Origin of the sequence: Chitinimonas prasina (assembly GCF_030160395.1) — a bacterium.
Lineage (GTDB): Bacteria > Pseudomonadota > Gammaproteobacteria > Burkholderiales > Chitinimonadaceae > Chitinimonas > Chitinimonas prasina.
In genome coordinates this window covers 250,941-273,954 of the sequence record NZ_BSOG01000005.1, presented here as the reverse complement: position 1 = coordinate 273,954, position 23,014 = coordinate 250,941, and the positions used below count along the sequence as shown (strand labels likewise).

At 61.5% G+C, this 23,014-nt stretch carries 18 protein-coding genes; 7 read left to right on the top strand and 11 right to left on the bottom strand.

Annotated elements, in window-relative coordinates; all coding sequences use genetic code 11:
• Positions 1-167 precede the first annotated feature (167 nt).
• The 4 genes from QQK16_RS18110 to QQK16_RS18095 form a co-directional block, all read right to left on the bottom strand.
• Entirely contained in the window at positions 168-515 is a 348-nt protein-coding gene (locus QQK16_RS18110) for a BON domain-containing protein (RefSeq protein ID WP_284197886.1), read from the bottom strand.
• A gap of 244 nt (positions 516-759) precedes the next feature.
• On the bottom strand, positions 760-2,118 hold the full coding sequence (locus QQK16_RS18105) for a sigma 54-interacting transcriptional regulator (protein ID WP_284197885.1): 1,359 nt from the start codon (positions 2,116-2,118) through the stop codon (positions 760-762).
• Complete coding sequence (locus QQK16_RS18100) at positions 2,115-2,636, bottom strand: hypothetical protein (protein WP_284197884.1); 522 nt, start codon at positions 2,634-2,636, stop codon at positions 2,115-2,117. The genes QQK16_RS18105 and QQK16_RS18100 overlap by 4 nt, the downstream gene beginning before the upstream one ends.
• Positions 2,626-4,047 carry a sensor histidine kinase gene (locus QQK16_RS18095; protein WP_284197883.1) on the bottom strand — a complete coding sequence of 474 codons (1,422 nt, stop codon included), beginning with the start codon at positions 4,045-4,047 and terminating at the stop codon, positions 2,626-2,628. The genes QQK16_RS18100 and QQK16_RS18095 overlap by 11 nt, the downstream gene beginning before the upstream one ends.
• A gap of 362 nt (positions 4,048-4,409) precedes the next feature.
• Between QQK16_RS18095 and QQK16_RS18090 the strand changes: the two genes are divergently transcribed.
• Positions 4,410-5,606 (top strand): lytic polysaccharide monooxygenase, encoded by a 1,197-nt coding sequence (locus QQK16_RS18090; RefSeq protein ID WP_284197882.1) that lies wholly within the window; start codon positions 4,410-4,412, stop codon positions 5,604-5,606.
• Positions 5,607-5,717: 111 nt separating this feature from the next.
• On the opposite strand, the gene QQK16_RS18085 is transcribed toward QQK16_RS18090, so the two are convergent.
• The 7 genes from QQK16_RS18085 to QQK16_RS18055 all read right to left on the bottom strand — a co-directional run bounded on the left by QQK16_RS18085 (position 5,718) and on the right by QQK16_RS18055 (position 11,357).
• Complete coding sequence (locus QQK16_RS18085; RefSeq protein ID WP_284197881.1) at positions 5,718-6,503, bottom strand: LytR/AlgR family response regulator transcription factor; 786 nt, start codon at positions 6,501-6,503, stop codon at positions 5,718-5,720.
• A gap of 35 nt (positions 6,504-6,538) precedes the next feature.
• On the bottom strand, positions 6,539-7,732 hold the full coding sequence (locus tag QQK16_RS18080) for a sensor histidine kinase (RefSeq protein ID WP_284197880.1): 1,194 nt from the start codon (positions 7,730-7,732) through the stop codon (positions 6,539-6,541).
• Positions 7,733-7,811: 79 nt separating this feature from the next.
• Positions 7,812-8,381 carry an NAD(P)H-dependent oxidoreductase gene (locus tag QQK16_RS18075; RefSeq protein WP_284197879.1) on the bottom strand — a complete coding sequence of 190 codons (570 nt, stop codon included), beginning with the start codon at positions 8,379-8,381 and terminating at the stop codon, positions 7,812-7,814.
• A 2-nt stretch (positions 8,382-8,383) separates the two neighbouring features.
• The gene (locus QQK16_RS18070; protein ID WP_284197878.1) at positions 8,384-9,859 is read right to left on the bottom strand and encodes a carotenoid oxygenase family protein; all 1,476 of its coding nucleotides are present in this window, start codon (positions 9,857-9,859) and stop codon (positions 8,384-8,386) included.
• Between the two features lies 1 nt (position 9,860).
• Positions 9,861-10,136: a 2TM domain-containing protein gene (locus QQK16_RS18065; protein WP_284197877.1), complete on the bottom strand. Its 276-nt coding sequence runs from the start codon at positions 10,134-10,136 to the stop codon at positions 9,861-9,863.
• 28 nt (positions 10,137-10,164) lie between these two features.
• Entirely contained in the window at positions 10,165-10,575 is a 411-nt protein-coding gene (locus QQK16_RS18060; RefSeq protein WP_284197876.1) for a DUF2141 domain-containing protein, read from the bottom strand.
• 329 nt (positions 10,576-10,904) lie between these two features.
• A complete protein-coding gene (locus tag QQK16_RS18055) occupies positions 10,905-11,357 on the bottom strand; it encodes a DUF4442 domain-containing protein (RefSeq protein WP_284197875.1) in 453 nt (150 codons plus the stop codon).
• Positions 11,358-11,628: 271 nt separating this feature from the next.
• Between QQK16_RS18055 and QQK16_RS18050 the strand changes: the two genes are divergently transcribed.
• The 6 genes from QQK16_RS18050 (at position 11,629) to QQK16_RS18025 (ending at position 22,933) form a co-directional block, all read left to right on the top strand.
• Positions 11,629-13,428: a thiamine pyrophosphate-binding protein gene (locus tag QQK16_RS18050; RefSeq protein ID WP_284197874.1), complete on the top strand. Its 1,800-nt coding sequence runs from the start codon at positions 11,629-11,631 to the stop codon at positions 13,426-13,428.
• Positions 13,425-14,228 carry a citryl-CoA lyase gene (locus QQK16_RS18045; RefSeq protein WP_284197873.1) on the top strand — a complete coding sequence of 268 codons (804 nt, stop codon included), beginning with the start codon at positions 13,425-13,427 and terminating at the stop codon, positions 14,226-14,228. The genes QQK16_RS18050 and QQK16_RS18045 overlap by 4 nt, the downstream gene beginning before the upstream one ends.
• Positions 14,225-15,028 carry a hypothetical protein gene (locus tag QQK16_RS18040; protein ID WP_284197872.1) on the top strand — a complete coding sequence of 268 codons (804 nt, stop codon included), beginning with the start codon at positions 14,225-14,227 and terminating at the stop codon, positions 15,026-15,028. The genes QQK16_RS18045 and QQK16_RS18040 overlap by 4 nt, the downstream gene beginning before the upstream one ends.
• A gap of 73 nt (positions 15,029-15,101) precedes the next feature.
• Positions 15,102-17,201 (top strand): TonB-dependent receptor plug domain-containing protein, encoded by a 2,100-nt coding sequence (locus QQK16_RS18035; RefSeq protein ID WP_284197871.1) that lies wholly within the window; start codon positions 15,102-15,104, stop codon positions 17,199-17,201.
• A gap of 198 nt (positions 17,202-17,399) precedes the next feature.
• On the top strand, positions 17,400-18,479 hold the full coding sequence (locus QQK16_RS18030; RefSeq protein WP_284197870.1) for an ABC transporter substrate binding protein: 1,080 nt from the start codon (positions 17,400-17,402) through the stop codon (positions 18,477-18,479).
• A 5-nt stretch (positions 18,480-18,484) separates the two neighbouring features.
• Positions 18,485-22,933 (top strand): EAL domain-containing protein, encoded by a 4,449-nt coding sequence (locus QQK16_RS18025; RefSeq protein WP_284197869.1) that lies wholly within the window; start codon positions 18,485-18,487, stop codon positions 22,931-22,933.
• Positions 22,934-23,014 lie beyond the last annotated feature (81 nt).

The following is a 23,014-nucleotide window of genomic DNA, read 5'->3' as shown; positions in this document are numbered from 1 at the left end:
AAAATGGGCCGGCGGTCAGGCCGGCCCGGAATGCAGACCGAGAGACGGGCGCTCACGATCTCCAGGGAGAGGTGCCGGGCTGGGTCGCCCCAGACCCGGCGTACTGCGCGCAAAGGAGTTCAGTTGAACTCGTTACTACCCATGGCTTGCGCCATGTACTACATCAATCAGTTGGTGGCCGACTTCAGTTGCAGCTTGCTGTCGACGCGCTTCACACCGGTGATGGCTGAGGCGACCTGCATGGCCTTGTCGGCGGCTTCAACCTTGTCGACGGTGCCGGTCAGGGTGACAACGCCCTCTGTTGTGGTGACCTTGACGTCCAGGGCAGACAGGCTCTTTTCGCCCATGATGGCGGCCTTCACCTTGGTGGTAATGGTGGCATCGTCCACGTATTGACCGGCTTCAGCGGCGGGGCCACCTTGGGGGGCTGGTGCTGCAGCTACATCGGCAGCGATAGCGGGGCCAGCGATCAGCATGGCGGCAAGCAGGCCTGGCAGCAGATGACGGTTTTGCATGGTGGAATCCTTTCGAGGTGTTGGGAAAGGCAACGCTGACTTGGCGTTACGTAGTCCACTATTGCAATGGCCGTGCCAGGTTTTATTTTTTCTTACATTTCAATTGCTTGCGCTTGCATTTAGGTTTGGCTGGCCGATCTGTGGGTGATCTGATTGGCCTAGCTCCCCTTTTTTGTCGCTGATAGGCGACGCTTCCTGGTGGTGATAACTCAAGTACCTGAAAATACGGGCACCTGGTATGTCGCTAATCGGCGACGCCGGGTGTGCTGCGGAACATGCCAGGGCTCAGATCATGCTTCTGCAGCAGGCGATAGAACTCCGTCCGGTTGCGATCGGCCAGGCGTGCCGCATCAGCCACGTTGCCATCGGTGAGCTTGAGCAGCTTGACCAGGTAATCCAGTTCGAATCGCTGGCGGGCCTCGGCGTAGCTCAGGACTTCCACCGCTGCCGCGCGCAAGGCACGCTGTACCAGCGAGAGGGGTATCAGTGGGGCGGTGGCCAGGGCACAAACCTGTTCCACCACGTTGTAGAGTTGTCGCACATTGCCCGGCCAGGGGGCGGTAGCCAGGGCTTCCAGAGCTTCTGGGGCGAAGCTGTTGAGCTGCTTCTGGTACTTGTCGGCCAGGCGGGTCAGGAAGTAGTTGGCCAGTAGCGGTATGTCCTCGCGCCGTTCGGCCAGATTGGGTAGCTGCAGGCTGACGACGTTGAGCCGGTAGTAGAGGTCCTCGCGGAACTGTCCGGACGCCATGGCGGCTTCCAGATCGCGGTGGGTGGCAGACAATACGCGCACGTCTATGGGCACCGGCTGGCTGGCGCCGACAGGCCGCACCGAGCGCTCCTGCAGCACCCGCAGCAGCTTGACCTGCAGGGGCAGCGGCATGTCGCCGATTTCGTCCAGGAACAAGGTGCCACCGTCGGCCGCCTGGAACAGGCCGCGATGGTTGCTCACCGCCCCGGTAAAGGCCCCCTTTATGTGGCCGAACAATTCGGATTCCAGCAATTGCTCGGGTATGGCGCCACAATTCACCGCCACAAAGGGTTTTTGGGCGCGAGGGCTGGCGCGGTGTATGGCCTGGGCCAGCAGCTCCTTGCCGCTACCGCTGTCGCCCCGTATCAATACGCTGGCATCGGTGCCGGCCACCAGCCTGGCTTCGGCCAGCAACTCGGCCATCAGGCTGGAGCGGCTGACAATGGGGGCGCGCCACTCGTCGTCGTTCTGGCCAGCCTGGCCGCCTGGCGTGGCGATGCTCAATGCCTGGGCGATCTTGGCCAGCAAGAGCTTGCCGTCAAACGGCTTGGTCAGATAGCCGAATACGCCACGCTCGGTGGCGGCCACCGCATCCGGGATGGTGCCGTGGGCGGTCAACAGGATGACCGGCAGGGTAGGGTGGCGGGCATGGATATCGCCAAACAGGCTCAAGCCGTCCCGGTCAGGCAGGCGTACGTCGCTCAGCACCAGCTGTGGCAGTTCCACTGCCAGGCGGGTCAGTGCGCCTTCGGCGGTGGTCGCGGTGGTCACGCGGTAGCCCGCGGCAGTCAGGCGCATCGATAGCAGCTTGAGCAGGTCGGTATCGTCATCCACCAGCAGGATATGGGCGTTCATGGCCGGGCTCCTTGGCGTGGTGCGGGCGTCAGGCTGCGCTCGATGGCCTTGAGGGCTTCCAGTTTCTCGTTCAATTGATCGAGTTTCTTCTGTTGCTCGCGCTGCAATTGCAGTTGCTTGTCCAATTGTTCCTCCTGCTTGCGCTGTTCGCTCAACTGGCTTAGCAACAATCTGGCCAGGGGCTGCAGCGCCTGCGCCTCGGCACGACTGTCGCGCAGCAGCGCCTCCAGCAGCGTGGTGGCACGGGCGGCATCATTGCCGTTGCGGTTGTGCAGCAGCAGCAGTGCCAGCTCCATGCTGGTGGCCGGGCTGGCGGGCGCCACGCCCAAGCGGGCTGCTTCCTTGGCCAGTTCAGCGGTGTTGTACTGCCGCAGGTTGTCGTGATAACCCACTGCCAGGCGTACGGCCTGGCTGGCGGGATCGAGTTCGCGCACGGGTATGCGTACTTCCTTGACCGGCAGGGCACAGGCAGCCAGGGCAAGGCAACTTAGGAGTGAGCAAAAATGTTTAGTTTTCATCGGGTAGTTCGATTCTGAAACAGGTGCCTGGTTCATGCGGCAGCAGCAACACCTGACCGCCGTGGGCTTGCAGGTATTCCTGGACGATGGAAAGGCCTATGCCGCTGCCGTGACGTGCAGCCGGCGGCTGGTGCTGGCCCTGGTAGAAGGGCTCAAAGATGCGGGGGCGATCCTGCTCGGCAATACCGGGGCCCTGGTCGCTGATATCGATCTGTATGTGCTTGCCGTTGCGCCGGAGCGCCAGCCTGATGCTGCCGCCCTGGGGGCTGAACCGTATGGCGTTGGAAAGCAGGTTGCCGAGGGCGATGGCCAGCTTGTCGGCGTCTACCCTTGCTCTCAGCGTGGGGCCGTCTATCTCGGGTTTGAGCTGGCGAGCTTGCCATTGCAGGCGCTGGGTATCCACCACCTTCTCCAGCAAGGCCCGCAAATCGCAAGGCGCCAGGTTGAGCTGGCGGGCCTCGAACGCAGCGGCGTGAAAACGCAGCAGGTCTTCTATCTGCTGCTGCAGGGCCACCACATTCTGCGCCAGGATGCCGGATACCTCGCGCTGCTGCTCTGTCAAGGGTCCGGCGATTTCGTCCTCCAGTAGCGCCACGCCTTCACGCAGGGCCGCCAGAGGGGTCTTCAGTTCGTGCGAGATATGGCGCAGGAAGCGTGTTTTGTCAGCGTCCAGCTCTGCCAGCCGCAAGCGCAGCCAGTCCAGTCTTTGTCCCAGCCGGCGTAGGTCGGCTGGGCCACGGATATCGATGGCGCGTTCCAGTTGATTTTCACCCAGGCTCAGTATGGCGCCTTCCAGTTGGCGCAAGGGCCGCGCCAGCCATAGGCCGAATGTCAGGGCCAGCAAGATGGCCAGCAGCAGGGCGGCCAGCAATTGCCCGCTGAGCTGTAGCCGGCCTTCTTCCAAGCCGCTGAGCAGATCGGCATTGCGGTGTTCGAGGTCATTTCGCACAGCGCTTGCCAGTTGGCTGTTGAGTTGGGCCAGTGCCTTGAATTCGGTAGATAGCAGGGCCTCATGCCGGCGGGTGGGCTTGGTCGGCTTGGCCAGATGTTCGGCAATGCGGGCCTGCTGCTGGCGCCAGCGGTTTGCTACTTCCTGGTCTGCCAGCCCGGTTTCCAGCCGCTGTAGCGCGGCCAGGCTGTCGCGCAGGGCTTCGTCATATCGCTGGCGGATATTGGGGTCGTCCAGCACCAGGAATTGCCGTGCTGCCCGTTCCATGGTGACGCTGCGTTCTGCCAGCAGCTGCGCGTCGGCACTCAGTTGCACGGCGTGCGCAGCTCCCCCCCGGCTTTGCTTAACCAGGGATTCCAGTGTGAGCAGCGCGCTCAGGGAGGCGGCCCCGAGCAAGCCAGCCAAGAGCAGGAAGGCCAGCAGCAGTAGTTGGCGAAAAGAGGGGCGTAGGCGAGCAAGCATGAGTTTATGTAGATGGCATGGCCAGCAGGATGATGCCTGCTTCGGCGCGGGAGGGGAAATGCCATGTCTGCTCCGGCGCTGTAACTGCTCATGGAGAGCAACGATGCGGCGGGCACTTCGAGCGCCATGCTTGAATAGCGATTATGCTTATGTCATATTGCGGCCTGCAAGGCCACTTTGAACACGTATCTGGGTAAGCAGAATGCGCTAGGGTTGTTGCCGGTTATCGGCAGGCTTTGAATGCGCCCATTATCTGGTTCTATTGTGGTATTGGCAATTAACACCAGTTGGATGCTGGTAGTTTACTTGCCGCATTTTTCTGTCAATTTGAGATACCAATGAAAAACCAATCAGGAGGCATCATGCAGGCAACTCCCCTACTCAGCCGTGCCGGGCTGGGCTCCGCCCTGGCGGCAATGGCCGCACCATTCTGCGCCAGCTTGGTCAGCCAGGCGGCCCTGGCGCACGGCGCCATGGCGGTGCCGGTGGACCGGGTCTACAACTGTTTCCAGGAAGGGCCGGAAAACCCGAGGTCGGCAGCCTGCAAAGCCGCCAAGTCAGTCGGCGGCACCCAGGCCTTCTATGACTGGAACGGTGTGAACCAGGCCAATGCCAACGATCAGCACCAGGCCCTGATCCCCGATGGCAAGCTGTGCGGTGCAGGCAAGGATGTCTACAAGGGCTTCAATCTTGCGCGTGATGACTGGCCCGCCACCAATATCGCCCCCAATGCCAACGGCCAGTTCGATTTCCTTTACAAGGCGACCGCGCCGCACGCTACCAAGTCGTTCAAGTTCTTTGTCACCAAATCGGGCTACAACCCCGGCATGGCGCTGAAGTGGTCTGATCTGGAGAGCCAGCCATTTTGTAACATTACCAATACCACCCTGGTAAATGGTCATTACAAGATGAGCTGTACCCTGCCCCAGGGCAAGTCGGGCCGCCATGTGATCTACAGCATCTGGCAACGTGCCGACAGCACCGAGGCTTTCTACTCCTGCATGGACGTGAACTTCGGTGGCGCCACCACGCCGTCCACCTGGAAGGAAATCGGCCAGGTACGGGCACAGCAGGATCTGGCAGTAAACACCAAGGTCACCTTCCGCCTGTTCGATCCGGCTTTCAAGGATCTGGAAAGCCACAGCATCACCCTGGCCAGTGGCATGACGGGCGCCAGCCAGTGGCCCTATCATCTGGCCCAGAAGGTCAACGCTGCATCGCAGTATGTGAAGGTGGGCGTGCTGGGTAACGGCGGCAATATCACGCCGGTGCAAAGCAGCATGGAAAATCGTGTCTACGAGCGCAGCACCGTTACCCAGGACTACAGCTTCGAGATCGACATCAGTACCGGGGGCGATGGTGGCGGTACCGGACCGGTGGATTACGTCTATCCAGCGGGCATTGCCAACTACAAGGCCGGCACCGTCGTGCAAGGCAGTGATGGCAAGCGTTACCAGTGCAAGCCTTTCCCCTACTCGGGTTGGTGCACACAGTCGCCGCCGCATTACGGCCCGCCTGCAGGGTCGCATTGGCAGGATGCCTGGACCTTGGTGAAGTAAGCATGATGAGGTAACCGCAGCTGCCGTGGCGACTGTGTGTTTGGCCTCCAGTCAACAACAGAGCGGCCTGATCACGGAAGTGAACAGGCCGCTCTGCTTACATAGCGGTGCTTACATTTGCTTGAACAGATGCAGGTAGGCGCGGCTGACCACCAGTTGGTCGGCTCGGGTCTTGAGCTTGACCAGGGTACGGCCGCGAAAATCACGCACGGTCCCCGCAATATGCCTGACTGCAACAATGGTGCCACGGTGTACCTGCCAGAAACGGGCGGGGTCCAGTCCATCCAGCAGTTCACGTAGCGGGGTGCGTATCAATGACTCCCCATCGGCGGTAAAGACGCTGACGTATTTGTCGCGCGCTTCGAAATACACCACTTCATCCACCGCGATCAGGCGTGTCTCGTTGCCGTGGGCCGCCCGTATCCATTCCAGCCGCGGGCTGCTGGGGGTGGGCTGGCCGAGCAGGGCTGCCAGCTTGGCCAGCAGCTCGGGATCGGGGCCGGCCATGGGGCTGCCGGTATGTCTTTCGTCGCCCAACTGGCGTTTGAGTTTGTCCAGCGTCTTGCCCAGGCGCTCACGGCTGGGGGGCTTGAGCAGGTAGTCCACAGCCTCCCGCTCAAATGCGTCAACGGCGTACTGGTCGTAGGCCGTGACAAACACCATATGCGGGGCCGCGTCGGCATCCACCAACCGACTCGCCATCTCCAGGCCGCTCAGACCGGGCATTCGGATATCCAGGAAGGCGATATCGGGCGCCATTTCGTCTATCAGCCTCAGCGCATCTAGACCGTTGTACGCCAAGGCCACGATCTTGAGTTCGGGCCACAGCTCGGCCAGCTCGGTCTTGAGGAATTCGGCCAGGGCAATTTCGTCGTCGGCGATCAGGGCGGTGGGCATGGCAGGGCGCGTGGCGTGGTTTGTTTTCTATCTTACTATGGCTGTGGCCCGCGCTTGCCCTGGCTGCCGTCCAATGGCAGGCGCAGTGTGGCGCGGACCCCGCTGGGTTGCCGGTCGGCCAGGGTAATACCGCCAGCCGTGCCATACAGCGTCGCCAGCCGCTCGCGAAGATTGGCCAGGCCTACACCGCCGCCAGCACGCGGCCTGGCAGCGGGGTTGAAGCCCTCACCATCATCGGCAACCTCTATCTGCAGGGTGCCGTCTTCCTGTGCGACGGAAAGCGTGATGCTGCCACCCGCGATGCGCGGCTCCAGGCCGTGCTGTATGGCGTTCTCCACCAGGGGCTGCAGCAACATGGGCGGGATGGGGATGGCACCTAGCTCTGGGGGGCACTGTACTTGGTAGCTCAGGCGCTGGCCCATGCGTACCTGCATCAAATCCAGGTAGGCGCGCACCGTATCCAGCTCATGATCGAGCCGGGTCTCGGCTTCGCGGCTGGCCGACAGGCTGGTCCGCAGGTAATCGATCAGGCGTTCCAGCAGCAGGCGGGCTTTGTCAGGCGCGGGCGCAATCAAGCCGACTGCATTGGCGAGGGTGTTATAGAGGAAATGCGGCTCGATCTGGGCCTGCAACATGCGTAGTTGTGCTTCCAGTGCCCTGCGTTCTGCGTCCAAGGCTTTCTGTGTCTGTTCGGCAAGTGCCATTTCAGCCCTTACCTGCCGGTCACGTGCTACAAACAAGGCACACAAGATGGCTGACATGCCCAGCGAGAAAACCAGTAAGGCTCTGATGCCCTGAGCGCTGAAGATATAGCGCCGGGCCGCATCCATATCGAGCACGGCCAGGCCGATTGCATAGCCCAGGAATACGCCCAGTACGGGGATCAGCATGAAGTAGAGGTAGCGCAGCCAGGTGGGTAGCTTGGTCAGCATGCTGCCCAGCAGCATGCCAGACAGCTCGAACAGACCATGGATGGTGAAGCCTATGGTCTGGGTCAGCACAAAATTGACGTAAAAGTAGCGCCACGGATTGCTGGGCGTGGAGAACATCAGCCCCACACTCATCAAGGTGCAGCCGATCAGGCTGTTCCAGATAAAGGTGTAGAGCAGATCACGGGCTGTGCCATGCGGCCAGCGCTTGAAGTAGGGGATCAACTCCAGCGGATGCCAGTTGATGCCAGTCTCCAGGCTGTTGCAACTGGGCGCTGCGGTTTGAGTCTTGCTGCTCATGGCGATTCCTGGGAGCCTGATATTTGCTCAGTTTATGGCTGGGTGGTGACGGACTTTCATACCCGATTCTTGGTGGCGCTTAGCGCATGGCAAGTTGCGCAGCCTTGTCCAGCCACCGCACCCGGTGCTGTTCGGCACTGCCACGTATCGGCCCGATTTCAAGCTCATCCCTTACCCGTATGCCACAAAACTCCAGCACATTCACGCGCAGCGCCCTGAGCCCGGCACGCCGGTAGACCAGCCGGTTGTACCATGGCGGGGTATCGCTGGTCACCAGTATCTGGGCCTCGCGCCCCAGCAGCAGCTTGCTGGGCATGGCCTTGTTGGCCAGATATTTAAAAGCAAAGCCAGGCAGAAACACCCGGTCGATAAAGCCTTTCAGCAGGGCCGGCATGCTGGCCCACCAATAGGGGTAAACGAAAACCAGGCGCTCCGCGTGCTGGATGGCCTGCTGGGCGGCTTGCAGATCAGGCTCCAGCGTTTGCCTGCCCTTGTAGCCCTTGCGCAGTATGGGGTCGAAGGCTAGTTCGCCTAGATTGAGCCGGGCCACCTCGTGGCCGGCCTGGCTGGCGGTTTGCTGGTAGCGGTCGGCCAGGGCGGCGCAGAAGCTATCTTCATCGGGGTGGCCAACAATAATCAGTATGCGCATGGTCAGGTACTCAGGAAGTTGCCGTGAAAGCACAGCGGGGCAGCATAGGGAAGCCTGGCCTGGGCCAACGGGCCCTGTGCCAGATTGGCGGCATCGAACACATTCAGCACGGTCTGTCTGCGGCGTAGATCCAGTGCTGGGCCGACCAGCCAGAGTCCGCGACCATCGGGCCGGGCGACCGGGATGTGTTCCTCTACGACCCAGTCCGGACCAAAGGCAAAGCGATCGATCTTGCCGCCGTCCAGGTCGATGCGTGCCACGCCCCCCATGCCCATACCGTGTTGCTTGTCCTCGATCAGGGTAAAGAGCGCACGATGGCGGCGCCCCACGACCGCATCGGCAACGCGGGGGAACTCACTCGCATCTAGCAGGCGCTCTTCCCGTACCTGGCCTCGGCGCAGATCCAGCGTCAGCTGGCTGGTGACCGAAGGGACGCCCTTGTCCCACACCACCCCGCGCATGGCGGCGGCCATCTCTTGCAGCACTTGGTCATCCTGATAGAGGGTGGCATCCAGCCGGATGCTGTCGCCATCGTCAAACGCGTTGCCAAAGTGAAATACCATGCGGGCCGGCATCTCCAGCGTGTATTTCAGCGTCAGGTCGGCCTTGTCTATAACCAGCACCCGCATGGCACGCTGCCCTTGCCACTGGTGCATGGCCAGGTAGCTGATACCGGGGGCGCGGTTGAGGCTGAAGGGTGGCAGCAGTAAGACGATATGCCGCTCGGTCACGACGAAATCATGCACCAGGGCAAGGTCGGCCACGTTCAGCAACTGCACCCGTGCCAGGTTGCCATCGGGGCGGATATGCCAAAGCACCAGCTTGTTGACGCCAGGCACGGCGCCGATATTCCACAGAGTGCCATCCGGCTCCACCTTGGGGTGCGCCGAGAAGGGCAGGGCGGTCAGATCGTTGCGCCAGGTCTTGAGGCCACGGGTGGCCAGTGTTTGCGGGTCCAGCTCGGTGGCCGAGCCGCCCTCCCACATGGCGTACAGCTTGCCGGCATGCGGGAGTGCGCTGGTATTGGCAGCATTGACGCTGTCGTTGTTGCCTACCGGCCGGCGGGCAATGGCGGTGCCGAAACCAGGATAGAGCAGCTGGTCGGCAGCAGCTTCTTCGCGGTATTTGTGGGTGCGCACCATGCGGCCCAGATGGCTGACGCGGCCATTGGCCATGCGCCAGGCATGCACCATGCCGTCGCCATCGAACCAGTGCTCGTACCGCTCGCCGCCACGCTCCAGCCTGGCTGGGCCATTGCGGTAAAACACCCCTGCCAGGTCCTGCGGCCAGCTTCCGCTGATGCTGGCTTCGCCAGCCAGCATCTCGTTTTGGGTGCCAGCCAGCATGGCCAGCCGTGGATGGCGGGCCAAACCAGCGCGGTAAGCCTGGTAGGTATCGGTACCAGCCAACGCGCTCGCCGGCAGGCATGCTGCCAGGCCACTGGCCAGGCTCTTGAGCAGAAAGTCGCGGCGTTGCATTTCAGCGCTCCTGCTCTTGCAGTTTCTTCAACTCGTGCGCCAGTACCCTCTCATATAGGCCGGATCCATTGAAGAAAGTGACAGCGCCGTGTGCCAGCACGCCCAAGCCCCAGCCCATAGCCGACCAATAGGCCCAATTGATGCCCCCGCCTTGCAGCAGGTCTATCAACAGCAGACCGCCGATGACCAGCAAATAAATGATGGCATGGCTGTAGAAGCCGGTTTTCTGCCGGGCGCGGCGTTTTGCGCGGGCGAGCAGGGCGTCGTGTGCTGGCATGGTGGCCTCCTGAATAACGCGGGCGTGGTTAACGTAGGGTGACGGTAATTTCGGCGCCGCTGTCCGGCACGCTGATGCGGGCTTGCTCGAAGCTGGGCGGACCAAAGCTGCCTGCGGCATCGCGGGAGAAACCATAGGGTTCGGTAGGCATGCCCACCAGGTTGCTATCGAGCTTCTTGTTGGCGTTCTTGTCCTGGTACAGCGAAATCGCGTAGTCGCCAGCCTTCAGGTTGCTGATCACGGCCTTGACGCTGCCAGCCTGGGCATCGGCCATGCTGATGCCGACAGGGCGCTTGAGGAAGGTGTCGGCACTGTCGTAGGCGGCAAGCAGGACCTTGCCCTCGGCGTTGGTCAGGCCGTTGACGGTAATGGTCAGGTCGGCTGCCTGAGCGGCACCGGCAGTCAGCAAGATCAGCGGTAGGATGTGGCGGATGTGCATGGTGTGGCTCCTCGTGGCTCGCGGTAGTGCGATGGGTTGCATCCTGGCGGAGCCTGTGTCGAGCCGCTGGCACTTGCGATGAATCGACGGGGACTGGTCGCCAGTTGCACTCATCCGGCGCGAATCACCTGGCGTGGGCGCGAGATGAGCCTGGGGGGCCGCGTGGTCTGGCTAGGCCACCACTCGGTAAGCCGGACAGCAAACAGCCCGGCAGGGCCGGGCTGGTTTGGTGGTGCGGAGTGCGCCAAAGCGGCCCCGGCGACTGCGTGGGGACTGCTGGCACTTGTCTACCCCATACGCGTACGGCGACGGGGCGACGTGCCCTTGCATCAACGCTTGGTCGGCTTCTTGCGCACGTACAGTGTTTTGGTGACGCGGGCGATCAGCTCGTTCTGCTCGTCCACGATATCAATGACGAACTGGGGCAGGTATTTCTCGCCGCTGGCTGTCCGCTCGCGGATGTCTGCCAGCGTGGCGTCATCGATACGGAAGCGGGCGGTGACCTTGCCACGGCCGGGAGCAATGAATTCGATACCGGCCTGTTGATCCCAGACAAAATAGTCGCGCCCCAGCAAGGGCATGAGCATCAGCATGTACCAGGGGTCGGTCATGGCAAACAGGCTGCCACCGAAGTGGGTGCCGACATAGTTGCGGTTGTACCAGCGCAGGCTGAGCTGGCAATCGACTTCGCGGTAGTCCGGCGATATCCGTGTGGCATGGATGCCGGTAAACAGAAAGGGCGGCCACAGGTTGATCAGACGCCGCAAGGTATTGGCTTTCAAGCGATTTTACTCCTTGTGGGATTGACCGAAAGATTGCCTGTCAAGCGCTTGCTTGTCAAATATCCATGTGACCATGAATGCTTGGCGATCAGGCCGGGATGAGGCACCGCCTTGGCAAGCTGGCATGGTTTCTTGCCCTGCTGCCGCCTATAACAATCATTGTTGGCTGATAGAGCTGGTGGCCTGCCGTGGGTGGCCAAGGCAAGCTGATCAGTGTGGCATGGCGATGGCCGGGGCAGCCCGGCCTGGATCACAGACAAGGATGGGTGTGATGGCGGAACAGATGGCGACAGCGGGCTTACCAGAACCGACCGATGTGGCAGAGGTAGTGGTGCGCTACCTGGAAGCCATCGGGGTGGAATATGTGTTTGGTGTACCGGGTGGTGCGGTAGAGCCTATCTACAACGCGCTGGCCCGCAGTGCTCGCCGTGGTGGCCCGCGGGCCGTGGTGGCCAGACACGAGGCCGGTGCCGCCTTTATGGCAGAGGGCTATACCCGTGAGACCGGCAAGGTGGGGGTCTGCATAGCCACATCGGGCCCTGGCGCCACCAACCTGCTGACGGGGGTGGCGAATGCCTACGATAACAGCATCCCCATGCTGGCCATTACCGGCCAGCCTTCGCTGCCCTCGTTTGGCCGTGGTGCCCTGCAGGAATCCGCCTGTACTGGCGTGAATACTCTGGGCATGTTTCGTCACTGCACCCGCTACAACTCGCTGGTTTCCCACCCAGAGCAGGTGGAAAGCAAGCTGGTCAGTGCCATCATGCGCACCCACCGGGCACCCTATGGGCCGGCACACCTGTCGTTTCCGGTCGATATCCTGCGGGCGCCTGCACCGGGTTCCTGGCTTAACTACGATTTACGTAACCTGATTGAGAAGCCTTCATTGGTGGATATTGCCGTCGTGCGCCAGTTGGCTGCCGATATCCACAAGGCCGATAAGATCGCCATCATCATAGGCAGCACTTGCGGTGAAGCCATCGAAGCCATCCTGGAACTGGCCGAGCGTACCCATGCCCTGTTTGTGACCACACCCGATGGCAAGGGGCTGGTCAACCCACGCCATCAGCTTTACCGGGGCGTGTTTGGCTTTGCCGGCCACTACACCGCCAATGCCGTGCTGCTGGACGACCCGGACCTGGTGCTGGCATTCGGCGTCAGCCTGGGCGAATGGACCAGTGCGGCCTGGTGCGAGACCGTGCTGAACAACCGGCTGGTTCATATCGACGTGGATGACGAGCATCTGATGCGCTCGCCCATGGCACGGCTGCATGTGCGAGGTCGTATCAGTGCTGTCTGCGAGCTGTTGGTGGAATCGCTGCGGGGCGACGAGCAAAGGGCGCAGGAGCGCGCAGGCAAGATCAGTCTGCGCAGCGTGGAGGGCATGCTGCGCGAGCCGGAAAAGTACGAATCCCCAGCCGTGCCCATCAAGCCGCAGCGATTGATGCGGGAGCTGTCGCGCCGCTGCCCGCCCACCACCCGCTTCTATGCCGATGCCGGCAATAGTACAGCCTGGGCCATCCATTACCTGCAACCGCGTGATCGCCGCATTGGGCACCAGCACGATTTTGGCCGCACCCACGCCGATGTGGGTGAGCGCAGGCAGGATCATGCGGGCTGGCTCCGGGTCATCATGGATTTTGCCCCCATGGGCTGGGCCATAGGGGCGGCTGTTGGCGGAGCGCGTGGCAACTCGGACTGCCCTTGTGTCTGTATCACTGGCGATGGCAGCTACCTGATGAATGGACAGGAAATCACGGTGGCGGCGGCTGAGAAGCTCTCGGTGCTGTTCGTGATACTCAACGATGGTGCCCTGGGCATGGTCAAGCATGGCCAGCGCCTGGCAGGTGCCGAGCGCACAGCTTTCGAGTTGCCGACCGTGGATTATCGGCTGCTGGCCGAATCGCTGGGGGTGCCGGGATTTGTGATCCGCTCGCCCGAGGACTTCGAGCAGATCGATATCGAGGCCATACTGCGCCGCAAAGGCCCCACGTTGCTGGATGTGCGCATAGACGGCGAGGAGGTGCCGCCCATGAGCCTGCGTATGAAGACCTTGGGGAGCGAGCGATGAGCGCAGCCCCGAGCAAGGAGCTAGTGCATACCCGTATCTGGCAGGAAGAAGCCGAGCCCGACAACCCCTTTGCCACGCGGGTGGCCCGATGCCATGGCTACGATGTCTATGGCGATATGCTGGGCAAGGCGAGCTGGATAGAGATGCTCTATCTGCTGTTTCGCGGAGAGCGCCCCTCAGCGCAGCAGGTGGCGTTGCTGGAGACATTGGCCGTGGCCCTGGCCAACCCCGGCCCGCGTGCCCCTATGGTGCATGCGGCCATGTGTGGTGGGGTAGCAGGTTCTACTGCCGCGGCCAGCCTGATGGCAGCCTTGGCCGTGGGAGCCGGCCAGAATGGCGGTGCCAGAGAGGTGTGGCTTGCCATGCAGGCGTGGGAGGCATGTGGAACCGACCTGGCATTGTGGCACGGGCATTTATCCAGGCCGCCGCAGTCGGGTGTAGACATCTGGCCCGAGATGGCGCATCCGGCAGGCTTTGCGCCGCATGGGGAGCAAGCAACTCTGCCTGTACTGCAGCTATTGGCGCATCTTGCCCGCCACGCCCCTGAGCTTGCCTGGCTGCAGCAGCAGCGGATAGCGTTGGAAGCCGCTGCCGGCCTGCCTATGGGTATGTTGTTGCCGGTGGCAGCAACTTTGCATGTTTTGGGCTTTACCGCAGAGCAGGGAGAAATGCTGGTGCTGCTGCTCAGGCTACCCGGTGCTGCCGTGCATGCATTGGAGCAGTGGCGCTATGGCTTCAAGCGCTTCCCTTTCTTTCCGGTTGAGCTGACCGATGATCCTGCTGGCAAGGTGAGCGCATGAGTGGATACCGCTTGCTAGCAGAGGCGCATGGCAGGTTGCGTACGCGCGTTGGGGCGGCCTTTCCCGGTACGAGGGCTGTATTCCGCGGGCAGGATCTGCATGCGGAGCTGGGCGATCTGGATTACCTTGATCTGTACCACTACGGTATTACAGGCAGGCGCCTGAGTGCAGCACAGCTACGCTTGCTGCATGCGATCTGGGTCAATACCAGCTACCCGGATGCCAGGCTTTGGAACAACCGGGTTGCGGCACTGGCCGCGTCGGCACGCAGCCCGGTTTCGCTGGGTATGACGGCAGCCATGGCGGTATCCGATGCCATGGTTTATGGCGGGCAACCGGGCTTATGGGCCATGGCTTTCTTCAAGCGCATGGTGGCGGCTGTGGATGCTGGTGCATCGCTGGCTGACTGTGTGCTTGCCGAGGCACGTGACCATACAGTCTATGGCTATGGGCGGCCTATCAACTCAACTGATGAACGCATTCCTTGGGTGATGGCCAAGGCTAGGCAACTGGGTCTGGACCAGGGTAGGCATATCCTGATCGCATTTGAGATAGAGCGCATATTGCTGACCTATCGGCCCCAGCTAAAGATGAATTACGCCGCCCTGCATGCTGCTTTTGCTGCGGATATGGGTTTGTCGGTTCCTGAGTACCATGTGCTGCGTATGCCCGTCTTTATGGCTGGCATCGCGCCATGCTACGTGGAGGCATCTGAAGCCGTGGAAGGAACACTGCTGCCGCTCAAATGTGACGATATTTGCTACGAAGGACGCGAAAAGCGCACCTGGGTGGCTGAATAGCGAACCAGCAATTTATATTCAAAGGGTGAGTGCAGTTGACTCCCTACCGCAGCGGCCCTGATGGAGCGATACGATGCATATCAAGCACACCACCCTGGTGACCTCTTTGCTATTCGCTGGCCTGGCAACATGGGCGCATGCCGATGAGCCAGTGCTTGAAGAGGACCTGGCCCAGGCATATGGCGATCAGACGACGATCACGATTGCCACGGGTAGCCAGCAGAGCTTGCGTCGTGCACCGTCGGTGGCGTCGGTCATTACTGCCGCCGACATCGAGGCGATGGGTGCAACCGATCTGGACACGGTGCTCAAGGCAGTACCTGGCCTGCACGTTTCGCGCTCGGCCAACAGCTACAGCCCTCTGTACGTGATCAGAGGGGTGAACAGCCTGCTCAATCCACAGACACTGATGCTGCAGAATGGGATACCGATGACCATTCTATTTACCGGCAATCGGGGCAATATCTGGGGCAAGTTGCCAATAGAGAACATTGCGCGGATAGAAGTCATACGTGGTCCGGGTTCGGCGCTCTATGGTGCTGATGCCTATTCCGGCGTAATCAATATCGTGACCAAGACGGCGGCGGAAAGCGAAGGTACCCAGGTTGGCGTGCGCCTCGGGTCGTTTTCCAGCCAGGACGCCTGGGTACTTCACGGCGGCCAGGTAGGGCCTATATCGGTAGCCGCCTATCTGCATGCGGGCAAGACCGACGGCAGCAAGGAGGTCATCGATTCCGACGCACAGACGCGCAATGATGCGGCATTTGGCACCAAGGTTTCGCGGGCACCAGGCACGATCAATGTGGACTACAAGGCAGTGGATGCCAGTCTTGATTTGTCTTACGGCAAATGGCGCTGGCGTAGCGGCTACAAGCTACGTGACGATGTGGGGACCGGTGCCGGGATTACCTCGGCATTGGACCCCACAGGCAAGACGCAGAGCCGCCGCATGAATTCCGATTTATCCTGGCTGGATGCGCAGGTGCTACCCAATACCGGTGCGGGTTTCAGTGCCAGCTACCTTTACTATCGCCAGACCATACCATCGCCATTGATACTCTATCCGGCAGGTATGCGTTTTCCATCGGGGCTGTTTCCGGATGGGATGATCGGGTCGCCGGAGTTCTGGGAGCGGCAAATCCGTTTTTCTGGCTTTCTTACTTATAACGGCTGGGTGGGCCATGCTTTACGGTTTGGGATGGGCCACGACAGTGTCGATCTCTACCGTATAAGGGAGTTGAAGAACTTTACGTTTACGGCCAGCGGCCTGCCCGTTCCAGCAGGGCCTGTGAAGGACTACACCAATATCGCGCCTTATTTGCTGCCGCAAAAGCGTACTGTGAACTATGCGTACGTACAGGATGAATGGACGCTGGCAAAGGATTGGGCACTGACGGCTGGGGTAAGGCATGATCGCTATAACGATTTTGGATCAACCACCAACCCGCGTCTGGCGCTGGTGTGGGACGCACGATATAACCTGACTGCGAAGCTACTCTATGGCCGGGCTTTCCGGGCGCCGTCGTTTGGAGAGTTTTACAGTGCCAACAATCCAACCATACGCGGCAATATCAACCTAAAGCCTGAGACGGTGCGGACGACTGAGGCTGCCGTGGCCTGGCAGCCACGACGGGATGTCCATCTGAACCTGAGCGCCTATCGCTATGATGCCCGTGACCTGATCAGGACATCGCCCAATGCGGTAGCAGGGACCGGCCTTACCTACAACAACATCGGTCAGCAGACTGGCCGTGGCCTGGAGCTTGAGGCGGCCTGGGATGTGGCGCGTGATCTAAAACTGGCATTTAACTATGCACGTCAGCGCACTATCGATAAATTGACCAACAAGGATGCAGGAAACGCTCCCCATCACCTCGCCTATGGCAGCGCAGAGTGGCGTATTGATGATGGTTGGTTGCTGAGCAGCCAGATCAGCCGTGTTGCAGGACGCAAGCGGGTTGCAGGCGATACCCGTACACCGGTGGCAGACTACACCAATGTGGATGTTGCAATTACCAGCAAGCAAGGCAAGGGAAAGTGGGATCTGACGCTAGCTATCAGCAACCTGTTTGATGCCGATATACGTGAGCCCAGTGTCTCGCCGGGCTTGATAGCCAAGGATTTGCCGCAACCTGGGCGGAACTGGATGTTGCAAGCCAGCTACCGCATGTGAGGACGCCTGGTCAAACGCCTGTTTCGTTTGCTGGCAACTCGACATATAGTCTGCTTGAGAACAAGACCAACAAGCCGTCAATGTAGCGGCGTAACCCAGGCCATGACCATAGCAGCGGCTTTCAGGAGCAGCCTTACAGGCAATCAGTCCTTACTTGTCAGCGGTTTCGCGCAAGCGTGCCGTGGCTTGGTTGCTTGCGTGCTGTTGATATTCAGCACCCCTGTTTTCGCTGCACAGGTGGTGGATATTGCTGGCTTGTTCACTTACCGTCCCGATGCTGCGCTTCTGGCATACGGGGTGGCTGTCCCCACTGAAGTCGCCCTCTTCCGCGTCGCCCTCAACGGCCAGAAAGCCGAGCTGGTTGCCATGGCTGCCGGGCCGCAGCAAAGCAGCCTGCTGCGGCTGGCCGCGCTGAGCGGCAGCCAGATTGCGGTGCTGTATCCCGATATCGGCGAACCGTATCGCAGTGTGTTCACCAAGATTATCGAGGGTATAGAGGACAAGGCCCGTGTGCGGGTAGCCAGCTATGCCGTCGGCAATAAACTGAATACTCAGGAGCTGGCAGGCGAGCTCAAGCGCCAGAATGTGCGGGCTGTGATTGCCCTGGGTCGCAATGGCCTACGGGCGGCCAACGCCCTGGAGGGCAGCAATCTGAGTATTGTAGCCGGCGGGGTGCTGGCGGTGCCTGAGAGCGAGGCCCGTGGTGTGGCTGTGCATAGCCTGGCGCCTGATCCTGAGCTGATGTTTGCCCGGCTCAAGCTGCTGGTGCCACAGGCGCGCCGCGTCTATGTAGTGTGCGACCCGAGGCAGAACGCTTGGCTGATGCAACTGGCCCGCACGGCGGCCAAGGCACAGGGCTTGGAGCTGCAGGTGCGCGAGGCGACCGACCTCAAGACGGCCATGCAGCACTACCAGAGTATCTTCAGCAGCAGTGATGCACGCCACGATACGGTCTGGCTACCGCAGGACAGCACCACCGTGGAGGAATCGGCTGTGCTGCCGCTGGTGCTGCAAGAGGCCTGGAACCGCAATATCGCGGTGTTCTCCAGCAGCCTGAGCCACGTCAAGCGGGGAGTGCTGTTCTCGTTGTACCCCGACAATATGGGCCTGGGCCGTAACCTGGCGCAGGTTGCTCTCTCCAATGCGGATGGCGCAAGCGGCTTGGTACCGCTGAAGGACGTACTGGTGGCGGTCAATCTGCGTACCGCCAGCCATCTGGGACTGAATCTTGGCAACAAGCCTCAGCAAAATTTCGACTTGGTTTTTCCTGAGCCTTGATTGCAATGAAGCTAGTCGACAAATTCCTGCGTAACGCCGATTTCCGGCAACAGATCAGCATCGCGGTGACCGCTGGGGTGCTGTGCCTGGCCTTGCTGTCGTCCATGGCCAGCTCCTGGCAGGGCAGCAGCCAGATACGGCAATTGCTTCGCGGCCAGGGCGAGGGGGTGACCGAGAGCCTGGCGCGCCAAAGCAAGCTGGCCCTGCTGTACGACGCTGCTGAGAATGCCAATGCGGCGGTCGAGGTGGCGCTGGATTTTCCTGACGTCAGCCGGGTGGAGATACGCCATGCCAACGGCCGGCTGCTGCTGGCCAGGGACAGGGACGGCAGGGGGGTGCAACTGGCTGATGAAGTGGCTGCCAAGGCCGGCCAGGTCATGCTGGAAGGCGAAACAGATGAAGCCTGGCATTTCATCGCGCCGGTTATGGGCAAGGAGGGCGGCGAGGCCTCGCCCTTTGCGGTTGAGGAGCAAAAGAGCGAACGCATAGGCTATGTGCGGGTGGTGCAGAGCAAGGCCACACTCAAGCGCATGGTGACTGAAGTCTTCGTGGTCAACTTCGCCACCGGCTTCTTGGCGGCCTTTGTGCTGTTGTTCCTGATACGGCTGCTTACCCGCAGGCTCAGCCGTCCGCTGGCACAATTGGCGCAGCACATGGCGCAGGCAGAGCAGGGGCAGACTGGGGTGCGGGCCGATCTGGCCGGCCCCCACGATATTGCCGAGATGGCCCAGGCCTTCAACAGCATGATTGCTGTGCTGGAGGCGCGCGAACAGGAGCTGCGCGAGGCACGCGACGAGGCCATGCGGTTTGCTACGCTCAAGGCCGAGTTTGCTGCCACCGTCAGCCACGAGATACGCACCCCCCTCAATGGCGTGATCGGCACGCTGGATATTCTGATCTCTACCCCCATGCCGGCCAAGCAGCGCCAGTTTGTGCAGATGGCCTGGGATTCCTCGCAATACCTGCTGGATCTGGTCAACAACATCCTGGATTTCTCGCGGCTGGAAGCTGGCAAGCTGGAACTGGAATTGACCGACTACAACCCCCGCCGCTTGAGCGAGGATGTGATCGAGCTGTTAGCGCCGCAAGCCCATCAGAAAGGCCTGGACCTGGCCTATTTGGCAGCGTCGGACGTGCCCGTCAAGGTCAAGGGCGACTCCACACGCATCCGCCAGGTGCTGACCAATCTGGTCGGCAATGCCATCAAGTTCACTGAGCACGGTGAGGTGGTGGTGAGGGTGGCGCTGGCCGATGCCGATACCCTGCGCTTTGAGGTGGTGGACACCGGCATAGGCATGAGCGAGCAGGCCCAGTCACGCATCTTCGACTCTTTTACCCAAGGTGATACCTCGACAACCCGGCGCTTTGGTGGCTCCGGCCTGGGTTTGTCCATCTGCCGCCAGTTGGTGGGCTTGATGGGCGGCGAGATCAATGTGGAAAGCGTGGACGGCAAGGGCAGTCGTTTCTGGTTCACTCTGCCGCTGCAGGCTGCCAGCGAGATACCCAGCGTGCCGGAGCGCCAACCGGGCTGGCAGGGGCGTAGCGTGCTGCTGGTGGAAGAAAGTGCGGCGGTACGGCATTTTCTGGAGCAGTCGCTAGCTAACTGGGGCTTTGTCTGTACAGCGGCCCAAGGCAGCGTGGAGGCGCTGGCATGGCTCAAGGCACAGGCTGCAGCCGGCACGGCATGCAGCCTGGTGATACTGGATAGCGCCTTCGCCAGCCCCGAGGGTGGCAACCTGCCGCAGCAGATACGCGCCGAAGAGGCACTGCGCGACACCTATATTATTGCCATGAATCGGCTGGGCGTGGCACCTGCCGCGCAGCAGGGCGTGGATGCCCTGTTGAGCAAGCCCCTGCGGATGGAAAAACTGCTGGCCTGCATAGCCGAGCAGGATCAGCAGGCTGCGCTGCCACTGGTGGTGGAAGCGCCTCGCCTGGCTGGGCGCTGCCGGGTGCTGGTGGCCGAGGATAACCGTACCAACCAGGCCATCGCCGAAAGCATGCTGGCCATGCTGGGATGCCAGGTCGAGATCGTGGGCGATGGCCACGAGGCCCTGCGGGCGTTCAAGCGGCAACGGTACGATCTGGTATTGATGGATTGCAATATGCCGCATATGGATGGCTACCAGGCGACGGCGGCGATCAGGGCGATGGAGGCCGAAGGCGGCGGCCGTGTGCCCATTGTGGCCATGACGGCCAATATTCAGCGCGGAGATATAGAAAAGTGCCTGGCTGCAGGCATGGATGACCATTTGCCCAAGCCGCTAACCCTGGGAGCCGTAGGCAGCATGATAGGGCAGTGGGCCAAGTTGCCGGTGGTGGTACCCAACGATGGCACCGCGCCAGAGGAGTCGCCAGCGGCCGAGAATCGCGAACCGCTGGATGCCGTGGCGTTCGGCAAGCTGCGCGAGGCGCTGGGCGAGCGTATCAATCAGGCGGTGGAACCCTACCTGGAGGATATGCCGGTTTACCTGGAGGCCCTGGCACAGTCTGCCACCGCACAGGACGCAGCACGCCTGCGCCAGACTGCGCACGCCATCAAGGGCGCCAGCAGCACCCTGGGTGCTGGCGCCGTCGCCAGCCTGGCACGCGAGATCGAGGCGCTGGCCGAAGTGGGGCAGACCGAGAACGCCGAATCCTTGCTCAGCCGACTGCATGCCGAGTATGCGCTGACCAAGCAGGCCTTGCTGCAGGAGCTGAAAGGCGCGCAGGCCTCGCTGCTGGAAAGTACCGGTGATGCGGGCCTAGTGCTGGTGGTGGACGACGACCGCAGCACCCGCTCGGCCTTGCGCCATGCGCTGGAGCGCGGCGGCTTCCAGGTGGTGGAGGCCGGCGATGGCAACGAGGCGCTGGTCTTGCTGGGCCAGTGCGCACCTGATGTGATACTGATGGATGGCCTGATGCCCGGCATGGACGGCTTCACTGCCTGTGCCCGCCTGCAGGAAATGCCGGAGTACCGCGATATCCCGGTGCTGATGATTACTGCGCTGGACGATAACCAGTCGATAGAGCAGGCTTTTGCCGTTGGCGCCAGCGACTACCTGACCAAGCCCATCCACCTGGCTGTGGTGCAGCAGCGCGTGCGGCGGGTGGTGGATGCCACGCGCACCTCGCGCCATGTGCGCCACCTGGCCTATCACGATACCGTGACCGACCTGCCCAATCGGGCGCAGTTCTCCGAAGAGCTCAAGCAGGCCATAGAGCGGGCAGAGCGCACCGACCATGCTCTGGCGTTGTTGTTCCTGGATCTGGACCGCTTCAAGTTCGTCAACGACACCCTGGGCCACGAGATAGGCGACCGGCTGCTCAAGCTGGTGGGGCAGCGCATACGCCATTGCGTGCGCAGCAGCGACAGCGTGGCGCGGCTGGGGGGGGACGAGTTCACCGTGCTGCTCGATGAGTTGCCAGACCCGGCGGCAGCGGCCAACGCCGCACAGAAGATAGAACGCGCACTGGGCAGCCCCTTCGAGATAGAAGGGCACGATATCTTTATCTCCACCAGTATCGGCATCTCCTTGTTCCCGGTGGATGGCAACAACGCCAGTACCCTGTTGCGCCATGCCGATACCGCCATGTATCGGGCCAAGCGGGCCAATGGCGGATTCCAGTTCTACGAAGCCGGCATGGATGCTTCGGTGTCCGAGCATCTCCGGCTGGAGAGTGCCCTGCGCCGGGCGCTGGAGCGCGAGGAGCTGCAGGTTCATTACCAGCCCGAAGTCGAGACCATTAGTGGCCACCTGTTTGGTATGGAAGCCCTGCTGCGCTGGAACCACCCCAACCGGGGCATGATCTCGCCGGCCGAGTTCATTCCGCTGGCCGAGGAAACCGGTCTGATCGTACCTATAGGGGAGTGGGTGCTACGCACCGCCTGTATACAGGCGCAGCGCTGGCTGGCAGCCGGTGTGCCGCGTCTGCAGATGGCTGTGAACCTCTCTGGTGTGCAACTGGCCCAACCCAACTTTGTGGAACTGGTAGACAGGATATTGACCGAGACCGGCCTGCCGCCACACTGCCTGACACTGGAGATCACCGAGAGCGTGCTGATGGAACGGGCTCACGACGCTGTATCCAGCCTGCACGCGCTGAAGGCGCTGGGGCTGAACCTGGCGATCGACGACTTCGGCACCGGCTATTCCTCGCTCAGCTACCTCAAGCGTTTTCCGGTCAATGCGCTCAAGGTCGATTATTCCTTTACTCAGGATGTCACCACCGACCCCGACGCCGCCGCCATCGTCACTGGCATCGTGGCCCTGGCCCACAGCCTGCGCCTGCAAGTGGTGGCGGAGGGCGTGGAGACACCGGAGCAGCGAGATTTTCTGGGGCAGTTGGGCTGCGACTACATGCAGGGCTACTACCTGAGCCGCCCTGTGCCGGCAGAGCAGTTCGAAAGCACCCTCCTGGCCCCACGCTACCCGCAACTGGCATGGCAGGGGGCACCTTCTTCACTGGTTTAGAGCGGCTATAGCTATCCCTCTGGCGTTGTTGTACGAGCTTGCCCTACCTACCTACCTACTGTCAGCTGCGCGCGCCTCCAG

Coding starts and splice junctions, on each gene's coding strand:
- QQK16_RS18110 (WP_284197886.1), bottom strand. CDS start 515: ATGCAAAACCGTCATCTGCTGCCAGGCCTGCTTGCCGCCATGCTGATC.
- QQK16_RS18105 (WP_284197885.1), bottom strand. CDS start 2,118: ATGAACGCCCATATCCTGCTGGTGGATGACGATACCGACCTGCTCAAG.
- QQK16_RS18100 (WP_284197884.1), bottom strand. CDS start 2,636: ATGAAAACTAAACATTTTTGCTCACTCCTAAGTTGCCTTGCCCTGGCT.
- QQK16_RS18095 (WP_284197883.1), bottom strand. CDS start 4,047: ATGCTTGCTCGCCTACGCCCCTCTTTTCGCCAACTACTGCTGCTGGCC.
- QQK16_RS18090 (WP_284197882.1), top strand. CDS start 4,410: ATGCAGGCAACTCCCCTACTCAGCCGTGCCGGGCTGGGCTCCGCCCTG.
- QQK16_RS18085 (WP_284197881.1), bottom strand. CDS start 6,503: ATGCCCACCGCCCTGATCGCCGACGACGAAATTGCCCTGGCCGAATTC.
- QQK16_RS18080 (WP_284197880.1), bottom strand. CDS start 7,732: ATGAGCAGCAAGACTCAAACCGCAGCGCCCAGTTGCAACAGCCTGGAG.
- QQK16_RS18075 (WP_284197879.1), bottom strand. CDS start 8,381: ATGCGCATACTGATTATTGTTGGCCACCCCGATGAAGATAGCTTCTGC.
- QQK16_RS18070 (WP_284197878.1), bottom strand. CDS start 9,859: ATGCAACGCCGCGACTTTCTGCTCAAGAGCCTGGCCAGTGGCCTGGCA.
- QQK16_RS18065 (WP_284197877.1), bottom strand. CDS start 10,136: ATGCCAGCACACGACGCCCTGCTCGCCCGCGCAAAACGCCGCGCCCGG.
- QQK16_RS18060 (WP_284197876.1), bottom strand. CDS start 10,575: ATGCACATCCGCCACATCCTACCGCTGATCTTGCTGACTGCCGGTGCC.
- QQK16_RS18050 (WP_284197874.1), top strand. CDS start 11,629: ATGGCGGAACAGATGGCGACAGCGGGCTTACCAGAACCGACCGATGTG.
- QQK16_RS18045 (WP_284197873.1), top strand. CDS start 13,425: ATGAGCGCAGCCCCGAGCAAGGAGCTAGTGCATACCCGTATCTGGCAG.
- QQK16_RS18040 (WP_284197872.1), top strand. CDS start 14,225: ATGAGTGGATACCGCTTGCTAGCAGAGGCGCATGGCAGGTTGCGTACG.
- QQK16_RS18035 (WP_284197871.1), top strand. CDS start 15,102: ATGCATATCAAGCACACCACCCTGGTGACCTCTTTGCTATTCGCTGGC.
- QQK16_RS18025 (WP_284197869.1), top strand. CDS start 18,485: ATGAAGCTAGTCGACAAATTCCTGCGTAACGCCGATTTCCGGCAACAG.